This window comes from Alteromonas sp. ASW11-130 (genome assembly GCF_026183735.1).
Classification (GTDB): Bacteria; Pseudomonadota; Gammaproteobacteria; order Enterobacterales; family Alteromonadaceae; genus Alteromonas.
The window spans coordinates 191,055-211,170 of sequence record NZ_JAPFRE010000005.1; the positions used below are offsets into that span (position 1 = coordinate 191,055).

The window sequence follows — 20,116 nt, forward strand, 5'->3', positions numbered from 1 at the left end:
TTCCTCGGCTATGGGGGAATTCCAATCATAGGTAAGTGATTACGGAGATCGTGATGTTCATCACGATGACGATGTTTTCGGAGACTGTGGAAAAGCAACTCGTAATTTTCATCACGATGACGATGTATTCGTAGACTGTGGAAAAGCAGCTCGTAATTTTCATCACGATGACGATGTTTTTGAAAGTTACAACTACTCGTCGTCCCGATGGAAATCGGGATCTCTCGCCATGTTAACCTAAACACCAATAGACCTTATTTCTCGGTTTTGGGGGAATTCCAATCATAGGTGGGTGGTTACGGAGATCGTGATATTCATCACGATGACGATGTTTTTGGAGACTGTAGAAAAGCGGCTCGTGATATTCATCACAATGACGATGTTTTTGAAAGTTTAAACAGCCCCTCAGCGCACTTAAAGGGGCGTTTTAAAGCCCCTTTAAGGATTCGAGCTCCCCGTTTATTGGGGGAGCCTCCGCTATAAGTGCTATTAAATTGTATTAAAAGTCTAAATTTTAAAGGTATTGTTCTTTTAATGCTTGCTCGCGCTGTTTAGCACTTTGACGCTTGTATTGCCGGTCAGTCAATTTACGCTCAGCCAAGGCCGTTTTACCTTGTTGAAATAGCAATTCTACGTAATTTAAGTAGACTTCTTCGTTACGAGTTTTTTCATTAATTACTCTATCGTAAAGAGCTAATGCTTCTTCCGGCTTTTGTTTCTTAATTAGCACTTGAGCCAGCGTATCTACAGAGTCAGCATTATCAGGTCTTTGTTCTACCGCTTTCCGCGAGAGCTGTTCAGCGCGGTCCAACTTATTGTCTTGCAGATACAAGTAAGCGAGATTATTGAGTACAACAAAATTGTCAGGCGTGACCTTTAAAATATTTTCATAGGCCTTTTTCGCCTCATCATCATCCTTTCCTATCAAACGCTCCGCATAAAGCATATTTGCACGAACATCTTGGGGATTCTTTTCAATATGTTCTTTTAACAGAGCGAATCCTTCTGAATGCCGATTCGATGCCTCGTAACTGGCGAGCACTAGAACCAGGTTTTTTGAGTTCGGCAAAGCGTTATACGCCGCCAACGCGTCCTCGACAGCGGATTCCCCCTTTCCTTCCTGAAGCGCTATGCGTGCTTCTATACCGCGCACAAAAGGCACTGACTTGAAATCTTCTGGCAGTTGACCCAGTATTTCGCGCGCCTCTTCTATCTGGCGTACCATTGCATGGAAATAGGCTTTTATTGTAAGTAGCTGCCTGTCGTTACGCGCTTTCAAATAAGAAGCTAATACATCTATCCCATCTTCATATTTACTTTGGGCATCATAAATTAGCAACAACCCTAGTACTGCACTTTTACTCGATGGCGATTCTTTATGCCATCTTTCAAAATGTTCTTGTGCCTGTGAAACTTGATTATTTTTAAGTAATGCCTGACCTCTTAATTGCCAGTATGATTTCGGCGCACTTTCACTTTCGTCTTGCTCAAATGGTTTTAAAGTGGCCAGCATGTCATCAATCTTATCCAAAGAGTATTGCATACGGGCTAGAAGTAATCTCAGCTGGACGTTATCCTTGTTATCACTAAGCTTACTTTTAACGTTTTTGATTACTTCTTCTCCACTTCCTTGCTCTTTTTCTACCGCAAACAGAAATGACAAAGCCGCCGTATTGTTTGGCTCAATTTCTAATGCTGCCATGATCTCGCGTTTTGCTAAATCAAACTGTTGTTGCTGCGCATGAAGACGTGCTTTAGACAAATTTATGCGTACATCATCAGGGGCAATTTTAGCTGCACTTTGTAGGGCCTGTTCAGCTTCGTCAGGTTTATTTTCTCTTATTGCGATGTCAACCAACCCCAACCATGGATTGATCGTGTTTGCGTCTTTTTCTATCCATTCAGTCGCCAGCGCTTTGGCTTTGTCCAACTGATTCGTCGATAAGTAAGCTGCTAATAAGGTATTTTGTGTTAGATCTGACTCAGGCGCCTTTTCCACTGCCGCTTCAAGATTTACAATTCCATCGACATCTTTTAAAGACAACTGAAGTAAGCCTACGCGAGTAAAATCTTCTGCTGAGGTACTAAGTTCGCTACTCTTTTCTACCATTTTACGGGCGTCTTCTATATTACCTTCACGCAGTAACTCGAACCCCGCTTTGGAAAACAAAACTGCATCTGCCTCCATATCCCCTTCTAATCTGTTAAGCACATCGGTGGCATCTCCACTCAGTCCCTGTTGCAATAAACTATCAGCGAGCATGCGTAAACCCGGGTGATCATCCGGAAGTTTTGACGCAATCATAGATAAATGACGACTTGTCGCAGGAAAGTCATCTAATCGGTATGCACTATGTCCCGCCAACAATCGCACAGCGGGCTCGTTTCTACCGTTCTGGATCGCTCTTTCAAGGTGTGTCAATGCTAACTCATAGTCTCCCTTTGATGCTTCAATAATGCCTTTAAATTGATTTAGCACCCCGTTATCACGACTTAATTTAAGTAGCTCATCTACAATAGGTTCCGCTTGCTCTAATAACATCAGATCAATGAGCAACGCAGCTAATGTAAATTTTGTATTTATGTCTTTCGGAAACTTTTCAACATACGTTTGATAGACCTCAGCTGCTTCAGATTTTTGTTCATTAGCCAGGTGCAATCGTGCAAGCTGCAAAAGAACGTCTTTATTGCCTGGTGACTGTTCTCGAAGCGTCAGTGTATTACTTAAGGCACCTTCAATATCTTTTTCAAGAATGCGTTCCATCGACTTAAGTAAGCCTTTATATACTGACGCTGTCTCTAGTATAAGCAATTCGTCTATCAGTTTTTTTGCTTCGTCTTTTTTATCCAATTTTAACAGCGCTTCTATTTTATAGAAGCCCACTTTGACCTTTTCGACCGCTGTAAGGCCCTGCGTTGTATGATCAATTTGGGTTAACGCGTTCTCTGCACCTGTATACTGATAGGCAACTGACAAGTGAGGTAAAACTTCAGACGCAGGATGACCAAGCTCCAAGGCTCTATTCAGCTCCTTTTCTGCGCCTGCATAATTTCCTTTTTCCAAGTAAAGCTTTCCTAACTCAAATCTGGGTAAAGAGGCCTGTGGGTCAATTTGCACTGAATTTTTATATTCAATAATGGCAGCATCAATGTTATTCGCTTTCTGAAATTGACGGGCGGCGGAAATATGTTCTTCCATCGTTGCTTCTCCACAGCCGTATAGCCCGGTTAGCCCTGCAATTAATATCAACGAACCTACTCTGGCTTTATTCATTTTTGCATCCTATCTTTGAATGGTTTGCCACTTTGTTAGTAGCTTTTTTTATGATTATTGGTGGAAATTGTCAAATCTCGTTTCCATTTAATTGGATACAAGGTTATTAATGGAATATAATAAGCGTTTTGCAACAATTTGCCGGCTTACGTCTCCAGCCGCGCCCGCCTTTTCTCAGGATCATGAATGACCAATAATGTCGAGCTGACTTTTAAAGACCTTAATTTACCACAACCCATCTTACAAGCACTTGAAAAAGTTGGCTATGAGAAACCGTCCCCTATTCAGGCAGAAAGTATACCTTTACTGCTAGCTGGGCATGACCTATTAGGTCAAGCGCAAACCGGCACTGGAAAGACCGCGGCTTTTGCATTGCCAATGCTAGCCCAAATTGAGTCCGATACGAAATTACCTCAATTGCTCGTGTTAGCCCCTACTCGCGAACTCGCAATTCAGGTCGCGGAAGCATTTCAAGTATACGCCAGTTTTTCAAAAACCATTAAAGTACTACCTATCTATGGCGGTCAATCTTATGACAACCAAATCAGGCAACTAAAGCGTGGCGTACAAGTTATCGTAGGTACGCCTGGGCGTATTATCGACCACATTAATCGCAAAACACTCAACTTAAGCGAACTAAAATTCTTAGTCTTAGATGAAGCAGACGAAATGCTACGTATGGGCTTTATAGATGATGTTGAGACTATTTTATCTCATGCTCCAGCAGAGCGTCAGACCGCATTATTTTCTGCGACTATGCCTGGTCCGATTAAAAAAATCACCCAGCGTTACTTAAAAGACCCGAAACACGTAAAGATTGCCTCAAAAGTATCCACTGCCAGCACAATTCGCCAGCGCTATTGCCAGATCGCGGGGCATCATAAGTTAGAAGCGCTTACTCGAATTATGGAAGTTGAGCCATTTGATGGCATGATTATTTTCGTACGCACTAAAACTGCAACCGTTGAATTAGCAGATAAACTGGCTGCGCGTGGGTACGATGTTGAACCTTTGAACGGGGATATCCCTCAGAACGCCCGTGAACGTACCGTGGAAAAACTAAAGGATGGTACGATTGATATTCTAGTGGCAACAGACGTAGTTGCTCGTGGTCTAGATGTGGAACGCGTCAGTCATGTTATCAACTACGATATTCCCTATGACACAGAATCCTATGTACACCGCATCGGTAGAACTGGCCGCGCGGGAAGAACTGGCGACGCTATCTTGTTCATCTCACACCGCGAAAAGCGTTTGTTGTTTGCGATAGAAAAAACCACTAAACAGCAAATCGAACAAATGCCTATTCCTTCCATTAGCGAGTTGAATGAAACCCGGTTAAGTAAATTTAAGCTTTCTGTCGCGCAAGCTATAGACGGAAAGAGCTTAGAAAAGCTGATGCCAATCGTGGAAATGCTGCAAAAAGAAACGGAAGCTGCACCCGAAGTATTAATGGCTGCATTAGTACAAATGGCACAGGGTGATGAGCCCCTGATGCTCACTGAGTCTGACCGTCCTGATCTTCATAGTAAACCCGCCAGAACCGAGCGTGGTGACCGACGAGAAAGCAGAGGTAGTAAAGACAGTCGTGATGGCCGAGGTGGTCGCGAACGCAAAAGCCCGAACAAAGGACAGCGTAAACCTGAAGCAGGTATGCAACGCTTTAGGATAGACGTGGGTCGTGCTCATGGCGCTAAACCAGGCAATATCGTCGGCGCGATTGCTAACGAAGCAAACATGCAAAGCAAGCATATCGGCGCTATTGAAATCTATGACAAATTCAGCACTGTTGATTTGCCAGCGGGAATGCCGAACGAAACTAAGGATATTTTGCAAAATACCCGAGTAGCAGGTCAAAAACTTGCGCTTCGTGAGTGGAAAGATGCGCCACCTAAAAAGCGTAACAAATAAGCTTTATATTCCAAAAAGAAATAACAATTCGTTATTTCTTTTTTAGTTTTATATGAAGATGCTGTCAAACTTACGTTTTTTAAACATGTGTTAAAGCTATGCAGTACTTCCCCATATTTATCGATACCACGTCGTTAACCTGCTTGATAGTCGGGGCAGGAAGCGTCGCTGCGCGCAAATTAGAGTTAGTTTTAAAAACTGAAGCACAGATTATCGTGGTTGCAGAGCATATTGACTCCGCTGTTGCCACACTCGCTCAATCATCTCAAGTCACCATCCATCAGCGTAAATTCAAGGACAGTGATCTCGCGAACATAGGGATGGTGTTTGTATGCACAGCAGACGCCGTTCTTAATCAGCACATATCTGTACAAGCTAAACAACAAAATATTTTAGTTAACGTAGTGGATAAAACCCAGCTATGTCAGTTTATTACACCCTCTATCATCGACCGATCACCGATAACCATCGCATTAAGCAGTGGCGGCGCGGCTCCTGTTTTATTGCGTCACTTGCGACAAAAGCTTGAGAGCATCATTCCTCAGGGCATAAGTAAATTAGGGGCATTCGCGCAAGCTTCTAGAGACACGGTGAAACGAGCACTGAGCAGTGTGACTGCCCGCCGTAATTTTTGGGAAGGTATTTTTGAAGGGGACGTTGCAGAATTAGTCGAAAAAAATCAACACGACAAAGCTCAAGCACTGTTCGATAAGACGCTTGCCGCTACTGTTAGCGGGGAAAAGCACGTCGGTGAAGTGTATTTAGTTGGCGCGGGGCCGGGCGATGCAGATTTACTTACTTTCAGGGCGTTGCGATTAATGCAAAAAGCCGATGTCGTGATTTATGATCGTTTGGTATCCCCTCAAATTCTCGAGCTAGTCAGAAGAGACGCCGAAAAGCTCTATGTGGGTAAAGCAAAAAGCTTACACACTGTTCCTCAAAATGAAATTAATACATTAATTGTCGAAAAAGCGAAACAAGGCCAACGGGTGGTGCGTTTAAAAGGCGGCGATCCCTTTATATTTGGTCGCGGAGGTGAAGAAATTGCCTCGCTGGTTGACGCCGGAATTGGCTTCCAAGTGGTCCCTGGCATAACAGCAGCAAATGGCGCGAGTAGCTATGCCGGTATTCCTTTAACCCATCGTGACCATGCGCAATCGGTAGTATTCGCCACAGGTCACTTAAAAGACGACACGGTAGATCTGAACTGGTCTGCCCTTGCACACGCAAACCAAACAATCGTGTTTTACATGGGCTTGACAGGCTTATCGATTATTTGTCAAAAGCTTATTGCCCATGGGTTAAGTAAAGATACCCATATCGCACTTATCGAAAATGCCACGATGCCTGAACAACGGGTAGTAGCCGGCACGCTAAACAATATTGAATCACTTGCCCAAAACGCTGATATTCAGCCTCCGGCGTTGATCATAGTAGGTAGTGTGGTAAGTCTTCACAGTAGCCTTAACTGGTACAATTCCCAAAAGACTAAAATTGAACCATAATGAAAATAGAAATGAGTTGAAAAAGGCTGAGGTATTGTGTTTCGTGGTTTATTGATTTTACTAATATTGACATGGAGCACTTTAGCGATTGGTCAACAAATTAGTTTTAAAAAAGAACATACTCAAGAGTTAGCCAAATATTCTTATCGATGGTTAGAGCTCAACGGAACCGAGCAATCTTTAGAATTTTCTCTTAAAAACAGTGAGTTGGACAACACCCCCAGTCTTCAACGAACCTTCCAACCTGCTCTAGCCCAACGTTATGTAACGGTAGCGCTTTTAAAAGAAGCCCGCGAAGTCGATCCTAAAAAAGCACGTATAGAAATTAAACCCAGAAACGAAGCTATTGAAGTTAAAGTAAGCTCGCCGAGTCAACAGCAGGCAGCGATCATTCAAGCAAAATTACAAAAGCGGCGTGAAGAAGCGTATAGAGAATATCTTGAAGATCATTACTACACGCAATTTCTTACCCCTTTGAATGAAAAAGCAGTAAAACCCGATCACGTGCGTTACATTGTCGAAACTACCGATGCGCTTATACCTTTATCTCAGGCTTTCTACAATAAACTGACAGAAGACTCAGGGGCAAGGGAGTACTTCAATTTGCTTTTGAGCTGGGTGCAAAGTATCCCTTATGATACTTTAGAAGACCGGACTGGCAGTAACGGCTCTGGTTTTTCACCTCCATCGCAGCTTCTGTCGCAAAACAAGGGAGACTGCGACAGCAAAAGCGTCATAACAGCCTCGATTGTCAGAGCGTTTCTTCCCACCACCGCTATGGTATTAGTATTATTGCCTGAGCACGCACTTCTTGGTGTAGCGATCCCCCCAAAAGGAAACGAGCTAACTATAATAGATAAAGGTACGACATATGTCTTAATGGAACCTACTGGACCTGCGTTATTGCCTTTTGGTCAAGTAGCTCCGACTACCAGACGATATCTGGCAAATGGTCAATATACGTTAGAACGCATACAATAGACTTTCAAATATTACCGTAAATTATACAAACAAAACGCCCATAACGAGGCGCTTTGTTTAATGACAGCTAGTATTAAAAAAATGAAGCCATTGCGTATGCGGTTTTATCAAACATCAGCGATTGCGCTTCTTCCAACTCCAAATTCGCTTTATTCGCAGTGGTGACCACGCGTGTTCGATATTCCTTTCTATTACTCGCCTCAGAGTATGTTTGTGTCGTGCCACCGTCATCAGATGTCTTTACATTTACTTTAGAGTCCCTTCTTACTATCACCCCTTGTGGGGCCCTTTCTTTTATTTGTATATCTGCAACAAGCAAATACGTTACATCTTTAACAAATGCGTTTGCAGCGGTGGAAGCCAAACCGCCTATCAGTCCTCCCGCAGCCGCGCCACGATACCCACTACCTGAAGCCACTGCAGCCGCAGAACCCACAGCAACGCCCTCAAATCCAGTGCGTAAATATCCCTCTGCAGCAGTGGGTGATGCTTTTTCCAAATTGCGTACGAATACACTCATCGTATATTGCGCTTCTTTGGGGTCGTCCACAAATTCATAACCATTACCGTTGGACGAAATTTGCGAATTGAGAGCATTTTTAAATTCATTGCGGTCAAATTCCATTACCGCCGATCTTACTTGTAAGTAAATCTTACGTTCCTCTGGCGGTACGGGTTCAACAAATATAGAAGTGCTCAGCTTGGTCTGTACATCAAGATCCTTCTTCGCGATAGATGTATGTATTGCTCCACAACCGGATAGAAAAAGTAAAAGCATTAACACTACACTACCTTGCGAATAGATATTCCTTGTTTTCATCTTATTACCCTATTTAAATGTCTGATTTAGTTATAGTATCTACCGTAATATCGATAGTAATACTTACAGTTTCGATACTCTGTCCAGCTATACCTAAGTAAGTCTCTGCAAGTGTATCCAGATCGCCAATGCGTACCACCATATTCCTTAGGTTTAACATTCTTTTCCAACATACTGTTTATATAAGCGTCTACCTCCTCGGGCTTCTCAGCCAAAAATGGTTTTGACATGACTTCTTTATTTAATTGGGCTTGCATTTGGGCAAGTTCATCATCATTTTGGTTAGCAGCACTTTGGGATAATGTTAAGAAGGGCAGGAACAGTACGAGAAGAGTGCATTTTCTACTTACGGCTTTGTTTACAAACATAATTATTCTCCCTAAATCTACTTACCAAGTAGATACACTATGTTCAATACAACAAAAACTCTAAATTAATGTAGTAAACCCTCCCAGATTTGCAAACTTCACGATAAAAAAACCAATTATAAATGGGAACGGACGGGGATCGAGGTTTAGATAAAGCTATCACTTCGCAAAAGGTAAGCGGATAAGGGGTATAAAAAAGAAGGAACAACAGGCCCAAAGCGAAGCTACGCTGCAGACCTACAACGACAATTCTAGAGGTTTTCTTCCGCAAATTCGGCCAGTCGTGATCGTACTACACCGTCTAGGTTGATGGTGGCACTGCCCGAGAAGTTTTTAAACTTCTCTACCAAATAGGTTAACCCCGAGGTAACAGGGCTCAGATAATTACTATCGATTTGCGCCAGATTACCACTACAGATTAATTTAGTACCCTCTCCACATCGGGTGATGATGGTTTTAAGTTGAGCGGCAGTGAGGTTTTGCGATTCGTCCAAAATAACGATTGAATTTTGAATACTACGCCCACGCATGAAGTTAACCGATTTAAATTGGATATTCGCTTTTTCCATAATGTAACTCATTGAACCTTTAACGTTTTCGTCGTGTTTGTGAAGCACCTCTAACGAGTCAGTTATGGCCGCTAACCAAGGCAACATTTTTTCCTCTTCTGTCCCAGGCAAAAAGCCGATGGACTCAGCAATTTCCGGTGTTGAACGCGTAACAATTATTTTTTCATACATATTCTTTTCGACTACCAGCTCCAACGCAGCAGCAAGGGCCAGCAAGGTCTTAAGGTATTCTAATTTTAAAATAGACAGACCGACCGACTGAGCGTTAAACTTTTATAAATAGGCAAACGCGAACCAGCAATAAAAATTAAACGGTCTAACGCCGGAATTTAAATGAAAAAAAATAAAGCTCTACTAAACATCACTGACCCAACCTTTGAAAAATTAGCGCCGGTAGGAAGCCTACTCCTAGACTGCCTTGAAAACTCAAAATGGGACGACAAAAACGATAACTCAAATTCATTAGTGCATTACAACACGAGACTAGCAGTATCAAAGCTTTTGCGTTTAATAAAAACAGATAATTCTGAAGAACTGGTAAAACTTCTCTCGACTCCATCAAAAGCATTAACAAAAAACGACGTCATCCAAGGATTCAAGTCTGCGGAACTTCTGTTGAAGAGAGGTTTTCCAATTAATCGAGCCAAAGCTTACAGCACTTCGTTCAGAAGTTTCATCAAACAATATGGCCATGCTTTAAGTGACGGAAGCAGCGTATCCAACACACCCTACGAGTCAATTTTACTAGCGACCTCACGCTACCATAAAAACATAAAGGTCGGACTCTTTGAAATTAGCACTAAAGGAATAGGTAAAAAAACTACCGTTGTCGATCCTGATTTCTTTCCCAGCCTCTTCAAGAAAGATTCGGTGCTGCTCCATCTGATGAAAAACTTGGAAGCCTCTTCCAAATCAGCACCCAAAGAGTACTCAGTCATTACCGGATTTAAAAGCCAACTAAGGGATATTGAAAAATGGCCAAGCAACTCTGCGATAAAAGTATTGTTAAATACACCACTGGACCTTCTTGAAGCTAACACAATCAATCTAGCTCTGATGGATTATGAGCGCCAGCTATATGCATTAAATCCGAAGAAAAAAAACAACCAAACAAGCGTAATCTTCAGACAATACATCTTCACCTACGCCTTGACGTTGCCGGAACACCTAGAAGAAAAAAACAAGTTTAAGACCAATTTCCTTAGCTCTGGAAAGCTTAAATTTAAATCCAAGTACACTATAAGTACTACACATGGAAACTACACAGTAGACAGTTTTCAACTACCTTCAATACTGCCAACTGAGAGCTTGGCGGATACCTGTTTTACTTGTTTACAAAGGTCAACGAAACATCAGCCAGCCAAAGCCTCAGATACCGAAAAGCTGATTGAAGTACTAATAATGGTTGAACAGAATGACTGCACGCATGCGCGACTCCTATTTGCTAGAAAGCCTCAGGATTTAATCCGTTACCACGTTGGCAATGGCTTAAAGGAGTTAGAGCAAGCTTTCGGTGATCACTTTCCCGGACAAGAAAAGGAACGGCTTACGATAGTAAGACAGTTTATCGACCTTTGCCCTTCACCGATCAGGAATGGAAAACTCATCAGTGAGATGAGCTTCGACTCACAGTTCGTGATTGAAGATAAGCCGCAGACACTTGCAATCAAAACGTACTCTAAAACCAACGGAAAAAAGAAAACACTTTTTTACCAAATTAACCTCACAAAAATTACAGATCTGCTTTCTCCCGACGGCCTACTAATCAAATGTATCAATGAGTTAAAGAATAGCTCTATTCTACATCAACAACCTTCATCAACCTTATCATCGCTTGAAATGACTTTAGGCTACGTCGCAAATGCTAAGGAAAACGAAGCGATTAAGTATGTCCTTACAAGCCCGCTAAGAAATCTCAGTCAACGAGACTTCAGGCTAGGTTTTTCAGAACTTGAGGACATTATTGACGCACAAAACATCAATACAAAAGCAGCTAAAAGCCAAGCCTTGAGAACGTTTTTAAATAAGCATGCTGGTAAAATTAACGATAAAGTCGAAATAAAAAACTGCGGTTTTTCTACAAGGTTTAGCGCTCGGGATGAAAGAAAAGCCCAGAAACTAATAGAGCCTGTAGACGAAAATGGCAAAGTACTTCCCAGCCCGGTATTGGAGAAGCATTTGTCATTAGAAGAACTCAAAAAGCGATATCATGAATATCTGACTAAACCCATTGATGCAATTCTAGATGCGTGCAAGCAAGAAATTGCAAACTACAAAAAGCTGCTTGATGACTTAGCTCCTTATACAAGCACTGACGATAATGGACACTATACCTATTCGATACCAGAAGAAGTCAGAGACATTGTTGCGGAAAATCAGCGGGGACAAGAGAGGCGAACAGGATATTCGTTAAACCGCACGATTTCATCTCGGATGAGGGAGAAACACACTAAAGAAGTGATGTTAGGTGCATACCTTCAGCACCAGCTCTCTTCAGGTATAACCTCGCGAACTTACTGTTTAAACAAACGAGAGCTAGTTCCTGACCATGTAAAACACTGGTTTCCAAACTCAGGAACAGGTATGAAAGACTTGTTCTGGAGTAGTGTTTTTCTCCCCAAATACATCTTACTCGTCTGCTTTATTCGGTTGGCGATAAAAACAACATGGAATAAGGATGTAATTGCGATACTGGACCGTTCAAACTTACCAGATTTATTGCCTCAAAGCGCTTTTACCATTGGTGGATTTAAAGAAAAGGTCAGTAAACATACAAAGCCTGTGACAATTGAACCGCATGAGAAAGAACTTCGTGAGGTGATCAGCTTTCTTGTTCAGCATTATGACAACATGATCAGCTATGGCGCTAAGCCTGACAGTTTATGGGACACGCCTACTTCGACAAAACTCAGTTTTTTAACTGGGAGTTCTATCGATAATTTCAGAGAACATCATACTCTTCCTTATTTTCGAATGGAGCTACTGGCAAAACATCAAATCAACTTAAGGAAGGGGATCGATGGTGATGTAATCCAGTCTCAAATAGAGAGAAATCATGGCAGTCTCAGAGTGACAGCAGGATATTTGTCGCATCCAATAGCTCAGCTCGAATATGAAGCTAACAACGCTGACTTCCAGCGACGGCTGGAGACAACAGTTCAGTTTAGATTCAAAAATGAGAAGCTGAAAAAGTATGGATTCGATCCTGAGAATATTGATGAGGATCTCCTCATCGCTCCTAGCGAGAACAAGGATGACTTGCCAGAATGGTTTCTTTTGCCAGATGGTTCGTCATGCACTGACATCTTCGCTTCCGTAGATAAATCTAAGAAGGACAGCATCTGTAGAGGAAGGCTTTGCCATAAAGGTGATGGCTGCCAATTCAATAGAGTTCAAATTGGTATCGGGGAATTTGTTTACACGCTCAGACGTCAAGCCTATTACCTTAGCCGAGGAATGGCCTTGTTAGCCAAACATGGACAAGAATACTTCGATGAATATATCGCCCCTGATATGCGCTTTACGTTTGGCCTCGCTAAGTACGTCGAGTTTGCAAACCCTTCTTTATTTAAACAAGCTAAAGGGAGATTAGCCGATGCTTAATAATGTTCAATATCAATTTTTAGATGCTTATCAGCCAGAAAAAATTATTAGTGAGCACCAAGACCTATTAGTTGAAAACGCCAAAAAACTCGCTGTGACTGACGAAAAGTTAGCACTGGAAGGGACTATATTAAAGTTTTGGGCGGTCATTGAAGGAGCGAAAGCCAATGAGTCGGTGAAACAAGAAGGAGCGTTAGACCTAAAAAATATATGGATACCCAGTGCTGCGGGATGGCAGCACCCAGTGCCTATTTTGTTGTTGCCTGACTATGCGAAGGTACTTATCGAAATCGTCGATATCTATGCAAACAAAGCCAAACATACGCCTACATTTGCTAAAACGGGGCTGATGTCTCAAGTAACTGTTGCAGCACAATTCATTGAATATATGTGCCTGCATGGCCACTTGAGGCTTAGAAGTGTTCCTGAAACACAAATCAATGAAATGTTAAATGCATTGAAACAGGGCGGGATCCCTCAAGCACTCCAACTTCATGAACGCGTCAACACATTCATTGATAGGCTCATCGATAATAATGAATTGGAACCATTTTTGATCGGTTCCGGTGAGACAGCACACTCGCCTGTATCCAGTTTGCGCGTTGGAATGATTGCACAGCACATCGGAAGTGTGAGTTTAGAGAATCAGATCCCAAATTCAACCTATCAGAAAGTGACTGCTCACTTTATATCTAAGGGTAAAAAGGTCTCGAAACATTTTGCCAGTAAAGGTGCGTCAACGCCAAGTCAACCTTCTGCGAAATCTTTAAACAATTGGTTTGGAACGTGGAATCGTTTTGCGAAATTAGATAGTCGTGACCAGATGCAATTTATTCCCTTCCCTAACCCATACGAGCTATCGAACAAAATTGGTAAAACGCCGGGGAGGACAAAAAACCTTGATGTGGAAGAAGTGATAGCGTTGCTCGGTGGCTCACATAAATGGATTTTTGAGTGTGCTCCACTCATCATTTCAATAGTGAAGGAAGTGACGAGTCTAAAAAATCAGGTATTGAGCGAAGATTTTAAGGTTAGAACGCTCACAGAAGTTAGGTATCCTGAATATCTTAGCAAATCTCCCAAAATAAAAAAGCTAGAAAAACTGGCGGGCATCGAAATTCACAAAACAAGCCTGACATCTTCTGGTGCTGCAAGCGATAAATTCTCGATTACTGGAATTTGTACGCTAATGATGACTGCATGCTATACCGTCTTACAAACTTATAACGCTCGACGGCAAGCCGAAATCCAAAGCCCGCTGATAGGAATAACGGAAGAGCATTTTCGGTGCGCTAATAAAAAGTTAAATTGGTATCAGGCAAACTTCTATAACGAAAAAAATGGGAAGCGCCGATGGTACACATTGAACAATGGCAGCACTAAAGCTATTCAGTGCTTGATCGCCTTAAAGAAAGCATGGCAACCGAATGGCGTCGAAGGTTTGTTCAACGTTCCAAACTTTCGATTGAACGAAGATGGGAGTTTTGGATTCTACAAATATCATTTCAACAAGGGCCAAGGTTCCAAGATCACGGGTAATGCTTTTTTACAACTAATGCTCGGCGATCAGCCTAATACTAAGAGTCATCCTTTCAGACGCATTTATGCTGTTATCTACCACTATCAGTATAAGAATGCCGACTTATTAGCTCTATGTCATCAACTCGGCCACATCGACCCAGACCATACGATGGTTTATGTGACTGAGCCGGAAGCGAGAGACGTTCACGAGCAATTGCATCACAAAGTGAAGTTCACTAAGAATGAAGCGGCTGAATCGACAATTGCGATCAAAGAGGAAAACAAGGCTCTCGACAAAGTCATTGAAGAAGTCGGTGTAAAAGCTACGGCCAAAGATATTGCAGCTTTGTTGATGGGTTCTGAAGAAATGGCGGGAAAATACCCAGCCTATTTGAAAAAGGTTTATCGAATTCTTCAACGAAGCGTGAAATTTAATAATCTAACCAATGATAGGTTTGGCAAGGATTTTAAAGACCTATCAGTCGATGAAAAGAGTAACGCGATGGCACAAGTGCTGGATAGTCGTGGTCATAAACACAGACCAAAGGCTCATGCTACATGTCATCGAAAGCAAGGTGACTCAAATGAAAACAAGGCTCCATGTGAACCCATAAAATGTTCTAGCTGTCCTTATCAAGAGGTCAAGCGAACCCAGTTGACAATTATGAAAGAAGATTTAGGTATTTTGCAGAAGAAGCAATCTGACTTTTCTTTGTTACCTATTGAACGATTACGGGCAAAGAGTGCTGTGTCGAACCTGTCAATTTTGATAGAGCATCATGAGCGAACTATGGAGCGCAGCAAAACATTGTTTGCTTAAGGTGATCAAAGATGAGCAAAGAAAGTGACAAACTAGAACGGCAAAGGGAGGAGGCTTTTCGTCGTATTGATAAAAAGCTGGATATTCTTGAGCTGTGGCTAGATAACGGTATTCCTTTCAAACTAATTAATGGAAACAAACAGGTAGATAGTAAAGGCAATTACGTTCTTGAGGATTTTCCTAAGAGTGTTCGCGGATTGAGGCTGTGGAACGGCAAGGGAAATAGCAAAGAAGTCGTTGCAAAATACCAGATCCCGGCGGTCCAAACTTCAGATAAAGCATGGAAAGCTGCACCTATCGCCACACGAATTCGTGCCGAGGGCAACGAAGATAGGCCAAGTATTTTTGACCTTTTAAAAGAAAAAGCATCGATTCAACGCAGTAACAGGCAGAAAACACGGATTAACGAGCTAGAAGAAAAGCTCACGTTTAGCGAAAAAAAATGCAATGGGTTGGCCAATGAGCTTGTTCAATTGCGCATCGCCAATAAAGCGCTTGAAAAAGATGTTCGAATTGCCGAAACAAGGCTCGAAGATGCACGGCATGTCATGTCGCAGCAGTTAGACTTCAAGAGCAAAACGATAAAACAGTCGGAGAACGATAACCAAATACTTCAGAATGAAATTGATAAACTCAAAGCTAGGCTTATCGAAAACAATATTGATTTTTCGGATATTGAAAAATCCAACTCTGTAATTAGCTTTCCGGTAAGTAAAGATGAGTAAAACAAAGAAAAAGCTTTCAGCTCAGGAAAAAGGAAAGCTTAACGCGAAAAAGATCTTCGACTGGTTAGCAACCAATCCTGATATCCCTATGTATCAAGGCAAGGTGAATAAAACGGCGATATGTAAACTACACGATATTCCTAAATCTACGATTGAGACAAATAGCGAGCTAAGGGAATTGTTTAAAATTGGTGGACCTATTGAAGTACTTGCTAGCAAGCAGAAGCAGGCCAATACTTCAAATTCACAACCAGCCAAGGAGCCAGTTAGAGTAGCGAGTGATGAATCGACTTCTATGTTGGAGGATAAAATTCATGAGCTAGAAAAAAGCTTGAGCGCCATCCGTCTTGATCTCGCATCTGAAGAGTTCCTTTTAGCGACTGGCCGTTATATTCCGCGCCTTTATAAACTAAAGGAAGACGAATGAGAGCGACGAGTATCAATTTTCAAGAGCATGCAGTTACGTTGACGGGCGTTGTCTCTCACATCATTCATAACGCGAGGGATAACCGAGGTGCTTCAGCCATATTTCAGTTGAACACAGAAGGACAAAAACTAGTTACTGTTGCAGAGTTTGGAACGATAAATAGCATTCCTCTGATTGGAGAAATATGGCGCGTCACTGGCGAGCATGTCAGCGACCAAACGTATGGTTCACAATTTAAAGTAGAGGATGCGACCAAGCTTCAACCTGATGAGCATCTGTGCCTCAAAGTACTCGCTGACTTTCTTGTCCTCAATGCCCACTTTGTTGGGGTTAACCGTTTTTGGGCTAAAAAACTCGTTAGTGTCTATGAAGATAAACTTTTTAATGTGCTTAGTGGAAACGATGTTGACGAGCTGGCCAAAAACAAAAAATTGAAGATGTCGGGTGTTCTGATATCCAATCTACTGAATGGCTGGCAGAAAGTTACTCAGGAAAGTGCTCTCAACACGTTCTTTCAAAGTAAACATTTACCGCTTGAGTTAATCGAAACGACTCGCCAGTTACTTGGTGAAAATTCGGTTGAGCATATAAAAAAGAATCCTTACCTACTCTACCCAATCATGTCAGTGAGAGCGCCCAAAAGAAACTGGAGTGAATTAGATAAAACAATAAGAAAACATTTTAATTTAAGGAAAAACGACTGTAGAAGAGCTATTTCCTTTGTTGAGTCGTTGCTCTATTCCGCTTTCAGCCAGCAAGGGCACATGGCGTTACCTATTGATTCAGTTCAAGAGGCACTGGGTAAAGAGAGTGTAGAATTAGAGCTAAATGAAATAGAACGCATTGAATCTGACTACCCGACGCTGTGTTTAAATAATGAAACGCAAACGATTCAGGTTTTAGGTCATCACGCCATAGAAAAAACGGTTAATGCCTTGCTGAGAAAACGACTAATACGTTCAGACAGCGATAAAGAAAATGTAAAAGTCGATTTTGAAGCAACGCTATTAAAACTAAGTGCTTCAGGTCTTAAGCTTGATGATATTCAGCTTAGGGCACTTAATAACATTTGCAATAGCACACTGTCGATTCTCGACGGGTGTACTAAGACTGGTAAAAGTCTTGTAGTGAGTTCTGCAATTGACGCTCTTATCGAAAATGGGGAAAACGTTTGGTTAATATCCCCTTCATCATACAAGGAAGAATTGGGACTATTTGGGGTTGTTGCAGAGTCAGTCCAGAGTTTCATCACAAAGTCGAAGTCTCGTGAAAGACTAGGCGTTCTAAATGAGTCATTTGTCATTATTGATGAAGCTCAGATCATTGACTTTTTAAGCTTGTGCAGACTGCTTAAATGCCTGCCAATTACCGCAAGAATTTGCTTCGTGGGCGACCACAAAAAGTTACCACCACTGGGGCCGGGCAATATGTTTCATCAATTCGCTTTGTCCGACTCAAACATAGTGACATGGTTGGGACATTCTTATGACAGCGCTTGCAGTAACGGTCTACACGCTCTCAGGAAAGCGTTATCGGAAACTGACGGACAATTTGATGTTGATACAATACCAATTGAGGATTTTGGTAGCCGTAAGAATATCAGCATATACCAAACCACTGAAACCTCTCACGAAGCTTTGAGCAACCTTACTGCCAACCTTTGGCTTGAAACGTTCGATAGGTACGACGTTGCGCCTACAGTTGTATGCGCAAACACGCTGTTATGCGAAAGGCTCAACGAACAGATACAGCAAGTACGGTTTTACCGGAAGAAAACCCCTTCCCTCTCAGTTGGCGAGAATGTCTTTTATGAGAATGACCCCGTGGTATTCAAAACCAAATGCGCATTTTTGGATATCTTTTCAGGCGTATTCGCTGTCATTCACGAAATATTCGAAGAGCCATTGTTTGTTCGCGGAAGAGAGTGTTTCGTGAGCATATCAGTTGGAGGAGAAACTCTAGAATTGAGCAAAGATGATATGACCTGTTTGTCACTTCGCTACTCAATAACCGCTCAAAAGTTGCAAGGCAAAAAGACTGATAATGCGATGGTTGTTTTGGATAACACCTTTTTAATAGACAAAGCATGGCTGTACACTGTGGTCTCGTCTGTTCGCGAGAGTATGTTGTTAGTGGGAAGCCAAGAATGTCTCGAAAAAGCGGTCAGTGATAGAAAGTATAGTTCGGAAAGGTATTTCGGTATCCCCTTGATGTTGGAGGCCTAAGATGGCAACTGGATTAATAGAAACAAAGGTAAAATACGACCGCAAAGACCATTATGTTTATCAATATGAAGATGGCGAAGTACTTTGGGCACCAACCGATTTCATAATGGAATTCGAAGGCGATGAGAAAACTAAAAATAAGTATAGGAAAGCAATAAGGCGGCTGTTTAAGTACATCGCAAGTAGAGAACAGGATATGTCATGGCTGGATATGAATGATGAGCACATGGAGCGATTCAGAGATTGGAGCCTAGAAGAGACAAAAGCCGATTCGCGTTATCGAGGTGAAGAAAACCTAGCCAAGCAAACTACGAATAATGATTTCCTGATGCCGATTTACGCATTTTATTACTGGGTACAAAAACAAGGTGTTTACGGGGAGCATATTCTTGGGCACTCGCCGGATAATCAGATCTTCTATCAGATCAGCTCATCCTTGCTTCAAAGAGATATCGCGATATCTACAGGTGATAAGCCAAATAACAATTTTCTTTACCCTAAGCTATTTAAGAACTGTGATAGCCGAAATTATAAAGACCGCTCAGCCAGCGAAGATGAGTTCGATGAGTTAAATGAATATATCATTTCGTGCTTTAGTGGCTATGAAAGAGCGTCATTGTTGCTAATTGCTCAGATAATCAATATGGCAGGCGGTCGCCCAGTTTCAATTGCTAGCCTTATGAGATATCAGTTTTATAAAGAAACGGTCGAAAGGGAACTATTTAAAGAGAAAAAGGACCGTTTTGAGGTGGTGCCCAGAAAAGCGAAGTTCGGTAATACGATGCCTATTATGTTCCCTGTTTCGACAACGTTATCAGTCATGTCCTTTATCGAAAACGAACTGGAACCTTTCTTAAACGAAAATGACATCAAGAGATATGATGGACACTTGTTCCTGAACCCGAAAAGTCATAAGCCATATACGGCAAACGATATAAGCAAAATTTTTAGCGAGATTACTGCCGATTTAGGATGGCCAAAAGGAAAGTCGATTTACTCACTTAGGCATAAGTTTTCCAATGAGCAATTTGATAAAACGCTTGCCGTTGCCATTGAGCTTGGATTCAGTGCGGATGAAGCCTCTATTGCGTTGCAAATGCAAAAAGAAATGACCCACAAGTCAGGCAGCTCTCTTAAGAATTATGTAGAAAGTCGCATGCGTATAGGTCAGCAGACCGAAGCCAACAAGCAAGACCTTAAAATTAAAGCTTTGGAATCGGATAAGCAGAGACTTTTGCTTGAAACGCAAAAAGCGCTTGAAGTTGCAGAACAAAAGGAGACACAAAACCAAAAGTTGCTAGAACAATTGGAAAATTTGCAGGCAAAAAACTCTATTTTAGAACAGTAAAAATCAAACATCAGAGTAC

Annotated in this window: 12 protein-coding genes and 1 pseudogene; 9 read left to right on the forward strand and 4 right to left on the reverse strand. The window is 41.9% G+C overall.

The features are described from left to right. Positions 1-514: 514 nt before the first annotated feature. Entirely contained in the window at positions 515-3,274 is a 2,760-nt protein-coding gene (gene prsT / locus OPS28_RS01815) for an XrtA/PEP-CTERM system TPR-repeat protein PrsT (RefSeq protein WP_265607708.1), read from the reverse strand. A gap of 186 nt (positions 3,275-3,460) precedes the next feature. On the opposite strand from prsT, the gene OPS28_RS01820 reads away from it, so the two are divergent. The 3 genes from OPS28_RS01820 (at position 3,461) to OPS28_RS01830 (ending at position 7,671) form a co-directional block, all read left to right on the forward strand. Next, entirely contained in the window at positions 3,461-5,185 is a 1,725-nt protein-coding gene (locus OPS28_RS01820) for a DEAD/DEAH box helicase (RefSeq protein ID WP_265607709.1), read from the forward strand. A gap of 98 nt (positions 5,186-5,283) precedes the next feature. Then, positions 5,284-6,690, forward strand: coding sequence for a siroheme synthase CysG (gene cysG / locus OPS28_RS01825; protein WP_265607710.1), 1,407 nt, complete (start codon positions 5,284-5,286; stop codon positions 6,688-6,690). Positions 6,691-6,726: 36 nt separating this feature from the next. Next, positions 6,727-7,671 carry a hypothetical protein gene (locus OPS28_RS01830; protein WP_265607711.1) on the forward strand — a complete coding sequence of 315 codons (945 nt, stop codon included), beginning with the start codon at positions 6,727-6,729 and terminating at the stop codon, positions 7,669-7,671. A gap of 73 nt (positions 7,672-7,744) precedes the next feature. Here OPS28_RS01830 and OPS28_RS01835 read toward each other — a convergent pair whose 3' ends face one another. The 3 genes and pseudogenes from OPS28_RS01835 to OPS28_RS01845 form a co-directional block, all read right to left on the reverse strand. Then, the gene (locus tag OPS28_RS01835; protein WP_265607712.1) at positions 7,745-8,491 is read right to left on the reverse strand and encodes a complement resistance protein TraT; all 747 of its coding nucleotides are present in this window, start codon (positions 8,489-8,491) and stop codon (positions 7,745-7,747) included. Positions 8,492-8,517: 26 nt separating this feature from the next. Next, complete coding sequence (locus OPS28_RS01840) at positions 8,518-8,859, reverse strand: hypothetical protein (RefSeq protein WP_442863961.1); 342 nt, start codon at positions 8,857-8,859, stop codon at positions 8,518-8,520. Between the two features lie 251 nt (positions 8,860-9,110). Beyond that, positions 9,111-9,650, reverse strand: a pseudogene (locus OPS28_RS01845) (PhoH family protein); the annotation flags it as partial. Positions 9,651-9,761: 111 nt separating this feature from the next. On the opposite strand from OPS28_RS01845, the gene OPS28_RS01850 reads away from it, so the two are divergent. Genes OPS28_RS01850 through OPS28_RS01875 form a run of 6 tightly spaced genes read left to right on the forward strand, consistent with a single transcriptional unit; the run spans position 9,762 to position 20,097 of the window. Further along, positions 9,762-13,031 carry a hypothetical protein gene (locus tag OPS28_RS01850; RefSeq protein ID WP_265607713.1) on the forward strand — a complete coding sequence of 1,090 codons (3,270 nt, stop codon included), beginning with the start codon at positions 9,762-9,764 and terminating at the stop codon, positions 13,029-13,031. Further along, positions 13,024-15,372: a hypothetical protein gene (locus tag OPS28_RS01855; RefSeq protein ID WP_265607714.1), complete on the forward strand. Its 2,349-nt coding sequence runs from the start codon at positions 13,024-13,026 to the stop codon at positions 15,370-15,372. The genes OPS28_RS01850 and OPS28_RS01855 overlap by 8 nt, the downstream gene beginning before the upstream one ends. 11 nt (positions 15,373-15,383) lie before the next feature. Beyond that, positions 15,384-16,097: a hypothetical protein gene (locus OPS28_RS01860; RefSeq protein WP_265607715.1), complete on the forward strand. Its 714-nt coding sequence runs from the start codon at positions 15,384-15,386 to the stop codon at positions 16,095-16,097. Continuing rightward, positions 16,090-16,524 carry a hypothetical protein gene (locus tag OPS28_RS01865; protein ID WP_265607716.1) on the forward strand — a complete coding sequence of 145 codons (435 nt, stop codon included), beginning with the start codon at positions 16,090-16,092 and terminating at the stop codon, positions 16,522-16,524. Before OPS28_RS01860 ends, OPS28_RS01865 begins: the two co-directional genes overlap by 8 nt. Continuing rightward, the gene (locus OPS28_RS01870) at positions 16,521-18,749 is read left to right on the forward strand and encodes an ATP-dependent DNA helicase (RefSeq protein WP_265607717.1); all 2,229 of its coding nucleotides are present in this window, start codon (positions 16,521-16,523) and stop codon (positions 18,747-18,749) included. The genes OPS28_RS01865 and OPS28_RS01870 overlap by 4 nt, the downstream gene beginning before the upstream one ends. Before the next feature lies 1 nt (position 18,750). Continuing rightward, the gene (locus tag OPS28_RS01875; protein WP_265607718.1) at positions 18,751-20,097 is read left to right on the forward strand and encodes a hypothetical protein; all 1,347 of its coding nucleotides are present in this window, start codon (positions 18,751-18,753) and stop codon (positions 20,095-20,097) included. Positions 20,098-20,116 lie beyond the last annotated feature (19 nt).